Source organism: Leucobacter sp. NPDC058333 (assembly GCF_042726155.1).
Taxonomy (GTDB): Bacteria; Actinomycetota; Actinomycetes; order Actinomycetales; family Microbacteriaceae; genus Leucobacter.
The window spans coordinates 307,283-314,451 of sequence record NZ_JBHXHV010000001.1; the positions used below are offsets into that span (position 1 = coordinate 307,283).

The 7,169-nt window shown below is 67.8% G+C and carries 6 protein-coding genes; 4 read left to right on the plus strand and 2 right to left on the minus strand.

Annotated elements, in window-relative coordinates:
* Positions 1-46: 46 nt before the first annotated feature.
* Together ACFWHR_RS01390 and ACFWHR_RS01395 are read right to left on the minus strand one after the other, a co-directional pair.
* Positions 47-3,916 (minus strand): efflux RND transporter permease subunit, encoded by a 3,870-nt coding sequence (locus tag ACFWHR_RS01390; RefSeq protein ID WP_382446476.1) that lies wholly within the window; start codon positions 3,914-3,916, stop codon positions 47-49.
* A gap of 155 nt (positions 3,917-4,071) precedes the next feature.
* The gene (locus tag ACFWHR_RS01395; RefSeq protein ID WP_382446477.1) at positions 4,072-4,863 is read right to left on the minus strand and encodes an SGNH/GDSL hydrolase family protein; all 792 of its coding nucleotides are present in this window, start codon (positions 4,861-4,863) and stop codon (positions 4,072-4,074) included.
* Between the two features lie 56 nt (positions 4,864-4,919).
* Here ACFWHR_RS01395 and ACFWHR_RS01400 point away from each other — a divergent pair, with 56 nt between their 5' ends.
* From ACFWHR_RS01400 to rpsN, 4 genes are all read left to right on the plus strand, one after another.
* Complete coding sequence (locus ACFWHR_RS01400) at positions 4,920-6,188, plus strand: acyltransferase (RefSeq protein WP_382446478.1); 1,269 nt, start codon at positions 4,920-4,922, stop codon at positions 6,186-6,188.
* A 147-nt stretch (positions 6,189-6,335) separates the two neighbouring features.
* Complete coding sequence (gene rpmB / locus ACFWHR_RS01405; protein ID WP_090145908.1) at positions 6,336-6,572, plus strand: 50S ribosomal protein L28; 237 nt, start codon at positions 6,336-6,338, stop codon at positions 6,570-6,572.
* A complete protein-coding gene (gene rpmG / locus ACFWHR_RS01410) occupies positions 6,572-6,739 on the plus strand; it encodes a 50S ribosomal protein L33 (RefSeq protein WP_010155688.1) in 168 nt (55 codons plus the stop codon). Before rpmB ends, rpmG begins: the two co-directional genes overlap by 1 nt.
* A 2-nt stretch (positions 6,740-6,741) precedes the next feature.
* Positions 6,742-7,047 (plus strand): 30S ribosomal protein S14, encoded by a 306-nt coding sequence (rpsN, locus tag ACFWHR_RS01415; RefSeq protein ID WP_090145910.1) that lies wholly within the window; start codon positions 6,742-6,744, stop codon positions 7,045-7,047.
* The last annotated feature ends 122 nt before the right edge of the window (positions 7,048-7,169 follow it).

Here is a 7,169-nt window from a genome sequence, read left to right on the forward strand (position 1 = left end):
TAGAAACCCTCGCGCTCGGCGGGCACGTGGGCGAGCGCCCGCGGGCTCAGCGGGGGTCGGGCGCTCCGGGCTCGGGCGCCTCGGGCGCCACCGGCGGCTCGCCCGGAGCGCCGCCGCGTGCCGCGGCGCGCTCCGCCTTGCGGGCCCGCTTGTCTGCACGCAGCTGCTGCTTTGCTGCGCGGCGTTCGTCCTTCGCTGAGCGCTGTGCCGCAACGATCTCGCGCTGCGCCTCGCGGGCCTCGGTCGGCGCGTCGGCTTCGGCGGCGCGCCGTTCGGCCTTGCGTGCCCGGCGGTCCGCGCGCTTCGCGAGCTTGCGCTCCCGGCGACGCTCCACGAGCGTGTAGAGGATCGGCACGAGAATCAGCGTCAGCAGCGTCGACGACACGAGCCCGCCGATCACGACGATTGCCAGCGGCTTCGAGATGAAGACGCCGCCGCCCGTGAGCCCGAGCGACATCGGGATCAGCGCGAACACGGTTGCCGCGGCCGTCATCAGAATCGGCCGGAGACGCAGGCGCGTGCCGTGTTCCACGGCCTCATCGAGGCTCGCCCCGGCTTCGCGCAGGCGGTTCACGAGGTCCATCAGCACGATCGCGTTGGTGACGACGATGCCGATCAGCATCAGCAGGCCGATCAGCGCGGGGAGCCCGAGTGGGGTGTTCGTGATCAACAGGCCGAGAATCGCGCCGGTCGCCGCGAAGGGGATCGAGATCAGCAGCACGAGCGGTCCGCGGAAGCTGCGGAACGTCGCCACCATCACGAGCAGCACGAGAATGATCGCGCCGAGCATGGCGAGGCCGAGCTGTCCGAACGCCTCGTCTTGCTCCGCGGTCGCTCCGCCCTGCTCGAACGTCACACCGGCGGGCAGATCGGTTTCGGCAATCGCGTTATCAATCGCGAGGCTCGCGGCGGTGAGTTCACCCTCCTTGGGCGTCACGGTCAGCGTGACCTGACGCTCGCCTTCGGCGCGCGTAATCGTCGGCGCGGTGAGCTGCTCCTCGACCTTGGCGATCGCCGAGAGCGGGATCGCGGTGCCCGTGATCTCGGCAGCGGCCTTCTGCTCTGCCTCAGCCTCTTCGGCCTTGACCTGCTGCTCAGCGGCCTCGGTTTGCGCCTCGCGCAGCCCGGTGATCTGCTCGTCCATGCCTTCGACGCCTGCGCGGGCGCCCTCGATCGCGCTCTGCAGTGACGCGAGCTGCTCGGCGCGCTCCTGCTGTGCGGTCAGCATGGCGTCATCGCCGGGTGTGAGTGGCGGCTCAGGCACGATCGGTGCCGCCGACAGCATTGCGAGTTGTTCGTTCAGCTCTCCGATCTGGGAGACCATCTCGGCGCGCTGGTTCGCAGCCTCAGTAATCTGCGAGTCGAGTGCGTTCGCCGCCTCGATGCGTGCCGTCTCGGCCTCGGCCTTCGCCTTGTCTTCGAGCGCCTCGTTCGCGGCCTTCTGAGCCTCGGCGGTCTGCTGGGCGGTGACGGGAAGCAGGATCTCGCCGAGCTTCTCGGCGGTGCGCTCAGCACCGGGCGTCCGCACAACGATGTCTCGCTCTTGCCCCTCGAGCATGATTGAGCCGATCGTCGCGCCACTCAGCGCTTCTTGCACGGCCTTCGCGATGGTCGGGCGATCGAAGCCGAGCCGTGCGGCCTCCACCTCGTTCACCTTGACGCGCAGCACCGGCTGCTCGCCCGAAAGCTCGCTCTTCACGGAGCGCACACCGTCGGCGTCTGCAAGCTGCTTCTCAAGCAGATCGCTCGCCTCGCGCAGCGCCTTCGAGTCGTTGCCTGAGATTTGCAGAGCGATGCCGTCGCCGGCGCCCGACACGAACGCGTCCTGCGAGGCGAGTGCGACCTCTCCGGCATCGGGAAGCGCGTCGACCGCGTCTTGCACGGCGGCCTCAACGGTCGCGACCTCGGCGCCGTCTGCGAGCTGCAGGTCATAGCTGATGACACTCGGGGTGCCGGGGGTCGGCACGGGGATCGAGGTCAGAACGTCGGCGATACCGGGGATCTCTGCGAGCGCGTCTTCGACCGGCTCGGCAGCGGCGACGAGATCATCGCCCGCTTTCTTCGGCGGGGTTTGGCTGAGTTGCAGGCTCTCCTGCCCGGACGAGCCGAGGAAATCGGTCTGAATGAACGCCGTCATGAACAGCGTTGCGACGAGCAGCAGGCCCGAGACGAGCAGGGTGATCACGGGGTGACGGCGGGTGGTGTTCAGCGCGGGCATGAACGTGCGCTGCAGGCGGTCGGGGGCGGTGTGGATCTCGTCGAGTTCCGACGGCACGGCGCTCTCCGAAGCACTGGCTGTACCGACCGCGGCAGTACCGACACCGGCACCGACCCCGGCGCCACCGACACCAACACCCGGCGCGAGCACGGCCGTCGGGGCAGTGGCGTCGCTGACCGCGTGCGCCTCAGCACCCGCGACCGGCTGCTCCGGCGTCTTCTTCATGAACCAGTAAGCGAGCACCGGCACGATCGTGAGCGCCACGACGAGCGAGGCGATCAGCGCGATTGAGACGGTGACGGCAAAGGGTCGGAAGAGCTGCCCGGCGATGCCAGACACGAACGCGATCGGCAAGAACACCGCGACCGTCGTGAGCGTCGAAGCGGTGATGGCGCCGGCTACCTGGCGCACCGAGGCGACGACGCCGTCAATGGTGAGCGGCCCGGTGCCGCGCCGCCTCGTGATGTTCTCAATGACCACGATGGAGTCGTCGACGACGCGGCCAATGGCGATCGTGAGCGCGCCGAGGGTCAAGATATTAAGCGTATTGCCGCTCCACCACAGGCCAATGAGCGTGATCAGCAGCGACAGCGGAATTGAGAGCGCAGCGATGATGGTCGACCGCCACGACCACAGGAACGCGAGAATCACGAGCACCGCGAAGAGCAGGCCGAGCCCGCCCTCAACGGAGAGGTCGTGGATCGACTGCTCGATGTAGGGTGCCTGATCGAAGATGGTGACGAACTCGGCGTCGATGGTCGGCCCGAGGCGATCGAGCTCAGCGTTCACCGCGTGCGAGATGTCGACGACGTTGGCGCCCTGCGCGGGGGTGATCTGCAGCGTCAGCGACGGGTTGCCGTTGACCCGAGAGATGGTCGTGGCTGGCACCTTCTCGTTCTTGACGTCCGCGAAGTCAGAGATGAGCACGACGCCGTCGGCGGTGGGCACGGGCAGGGCGGCGATGCCCTTGACCGAGTCCAGCTTCGAACCGACGGTGACGGAGATGGGACCCTCAGGGGAGTCTGCCTGGCCCGCGGGGAGCGCAGCGCCGTTCGCCTCGAGGATCGGTTGCAGCGTCGCGGGGTCGACCTTGAGCCGCTTCACGTCTGCCGGGCGCAGGTCGATCGTGACGCGGTGCTCCTCCTGGCCGGTCAGTTCGACGGTGCGCACGCCGGGCACTCCCTGGAGCGCGGGCACGATCGTCTGCGCGACCGCGTCACCGAAGGTCTCCTGATCGCCCGAGGTACCGACGCTCATCATCATCGCGGGCATGTCATCGGCGCCACCCGACATCACCTGCAACTCGGTGCCGGAGGGCAGGCTCGGCTTCAGCGACTCAGCGGCGCTCCGAATGGTGCGCAGCGTCTCGTCGTCGTCTTCGCCGAACTTCCACTCCGCGATGATCTGCGCGTCACCGCTCGACGACGTCGACGTCACGCTCGTCACACCAGGAATGGCGCTGAGGGCCTGCTCGACGGGTTCCGTGACGGTCGACGCCATCTCCTCCGGTGCGAGCCCCTGCGATTGCGCCGAGACGAACGCCATCGGAACCTGCATCGAGGGCATGAGCTCTTGCTTGAGCGACCCCATTGACACGATGCCGAGCACGGCAATCGCGAGGGTCGTGAGCCCGACAATGAGACGGTTCTTAAGGCTGGTACGCGTGAGGAACGACATGAACGCTTTCCGCTGGGTCACGCGTACCACGGAGGCTGAGCGCGAGGGAGGACGCCGCCCGAAGCGAGCCGGGAAGCGTGATCGACCCTTCCAGAATGACGGCGCGCGAGAGCGCGGTCATCATCCCGCGGTACCATTTCGGCTCAGCCGAAGGGATGATTCGGGAAACCCCGAAGTCAGCTGACGCGCGGCTCGATCCTCGTCCACGCCCCGAATTTCGCCGTGCGGCCGTCGCCGCTCGAGCGCCCGGTGAGACGGCGCTGCACCCAGGGCACGACGTGTTCGCGGGTGTAGCGAAGCTGATCCAGCCGTGTGGGGCGCGGGATCGGCGTCGCGTCGAGCTCCCAATCCATTGGTGGCTCGTACCCGATCGCGCGCAGCACGTTTGCCGCGACGCGGCGATGCCCGACCGGGGCGAGGTGCAGTCGATCAGGCGACCAGTACTGCCGGGCGGCCAGTTCGGGGTCACTCCAGTTGTCGGCGAAGCGCACGTCGAGGCGCTCAGCGACCTCGCGGGCGGCCCGCACGAGTTCGTCGCCCTTCACCTTCACCCGCGCACCACCGGGAAGCCCGGCGGTCGGGTTCGCCCCGGCGAGCAGAATCGGCTCGGCCCCCGCCTCGCGGATGCGCACGAGCGCGCGCTCGGTCTCGGCCATGATCCACGTGAGGTTTGTGCGCGGGCGCAGCATGTCGTTGCCGCCGCCGTTGAACGTGACGATTGTCGGCGCGAGCGCGAGCGCCGGCTCAAGCTGCTCGGCGAGGATCGGAGCGAGCAGACGGCCGCGGATCGCGAGGTTCGCATAATCGACGGCCGATCCTGTCGCGTCTGCGAGCCCCTGCGCGACGAGGTCGGCCCAGCCGCGCACCGAGCCGTCTGGCTGTTCGTCGCCGACGCCCTCGGTGAAACTGTCGCCGATGGCGACGTAGCGAATCAGGGCGGGTTGGGTCGCGTCCGGTAGCTCGCTCACGCGCACAGCCTACGCCCGTCTCCGGCCAATGCCGACCCGCGCCGTATGCTGGGCGGGTGGTGACGCAGCTCCCGAGAATCCCGCCGGATCGCGATCTTTCAATCGATGCGGTGCGCGCGCTCTGTCTCCCCATCGTCGTCGTGCTGCACGCGCTGCAAATGGGCATCTCGGGGGACCCCCTGCGAGCCGAGAACGCGCTCGCCGAGTGGCAGCCGCTCGTCTGGATCACCTGGATCGGCATGATCATGCCGACGTTCTTCATCGCGGGTGGGTTTGCGGGCATCACGACCTGGCGCCGGCTCCGCGGGCAAGGCGGCACGGCGGGAGACTACCTGCGCATCCGCGCACTGCGTCTCGCGCGGCCGGTGTTGACGGCAATGCTCGGTGTGCTCGCGACACTCGGCGTGATGGCGATCTGCGGCGCCGACCCTGGCTTTCTGCGGAGCTTCGCGTTTCGGCTGGCCGAGCCGCTCTGGTTCATCGCCGTCTACGCGATCTGCACGGCGTTCGTGCCGCTCATGGCCCGCCTGCACCGTCTCGCGGCGTGGCCAACGTACCTCGGCCTCGCCGGCGCGGCCGTCGCCGTTGACCTGCTCAGCCGCTTCGCCGGCGTGCCGATCGCGCCGTTGAACTGGCTGTTCGTGTGGCTGTTCGTGCAGCAGCTGGGCTTTGGTGTGCGCGACGGCTGGTACACGAAGCGGCCGCGCTGGTTGCTCGTGGCGCTCGCCGCCGCGGCCTACGCGCTGATGGCCGTAGCCGTGTGGGGGCTCGGTTACTCGCCAGACATGCTCGACAACCTCAATCCGCCCACCGTGCTGCTGTTATTGCTCGGCCTCGCGCAGGTCTACCTCTTTACGCTGCTGCAGCCCGTGATCCGGCGCGTGGTGCGCCGGCCCCGCGTGCTCGTGACAGTGGGCGCGCTCGGCACGTTCGGCATGACGATCTATCTGTGGCACACAGTGGCCATGGGCGTGGTGGTGGGCTCGCAATTGGCGCTCGGCCTCCCATTCCCGTCACCGCTGACGCCGAGCTGGTGGCTGACGCGGGTGCCCTGGATTCTCGCGATCGCGGTGGTGCTCGCCGTGCTTTGCCCCGTCGTGTCGCGCCTCGAACGCCTCTGGCCAGCGGCGCGGGATCGCAGGACGCCGTCGTGGGCCGCGATCTCGGCAACCGCCGTTCTGGTGGGAGCGGTCGGTTGGGTGCTGACTCAGGGGTACGTGAACTGGGGCACCGCGGTCGCGGTTGCAGCGCTCGCCGCGGCGATCGGCTGGCTGACCGTGGGCGGCCCGGGCGACACGCCCGGCTTGCGTGCATCGCGATCCTGACGTAAGCTCGATCTTTGGCTGTGCGCCGTCCCAGTGCGCAGACCGCGCGAGCTCATCGCAGCGAGATCAGAAACGACTCGCTGGGGTTCGTGCAGACAAGAAATCTTGGGTGAGGCCGTCCGGTCTCACGGTATGAGAGGAAACATCATGGCAGCAGTGTGCCAGGTGACCGGCGCCGTTCCCGGCTTCGGACACAACATTTCGCACTCGCACCGTCGCACCAAGCGTCGGTTCGATCCGAACATCCAGAAGAAGACCTACTTTGTGCCCTCGCTCGGCCGCAAGGTGACCCTGACCCTCTCGGTCAAGGGCATCAAGATGATCGACGCGCGCGGTATCGAATCAGTCATCGCTGATCTGCAGAAGCGTGGGGTGAAGCTCTAGTGGCTAAGGACAAGGACGTACGTCCGATCATCAAGCTCCGTTCGACGGCCGGAACTGGGTTCACTTACGTGACCAAGAAGAACCGTCGTAACACCCCCGATCGCCTCGTGCTCAAGAAGTACGATCCGGTCATCCGCAAGCACGTTGACTTCCGAGAGGAGCGTTAATCATGGCGAAGAAGAGCATGATTGCGAAGAACAAGCAGCGCCAGGTCATCGTTGCGCGTTACGCAGCGAAGCGCCTCGAGCTGAAGAAGGCCCTCGTCGATCCCAACGGGACCGATGAGAGCCGCGAGGCCGCGCGCGTGGGTCTGCAGAAGCTGCCCCGCAACGCTTCGCCGGTGCGCGTGCGTAGCCGCGACGTCATCGACGGCCGCCCCCGTGGCGTGCTGACGAAGTACGGCGTCTCGCGTGTGCGTTTCCGCGACATGGCGCACCGTGGCGAGCTGCCCGGTATCACCAAGTCGAGCTGGTAACCCAGAACGCATTCCACAGGGGTGGGGGGGCGGGGGGTGGGTGGAACCCCCCGGGGGGGGGGTTGGGGGGGGGGAGTGACGGGTTCTAATTTTTAAAGGTAGGGCAGGGGGGAGGGGGGTGG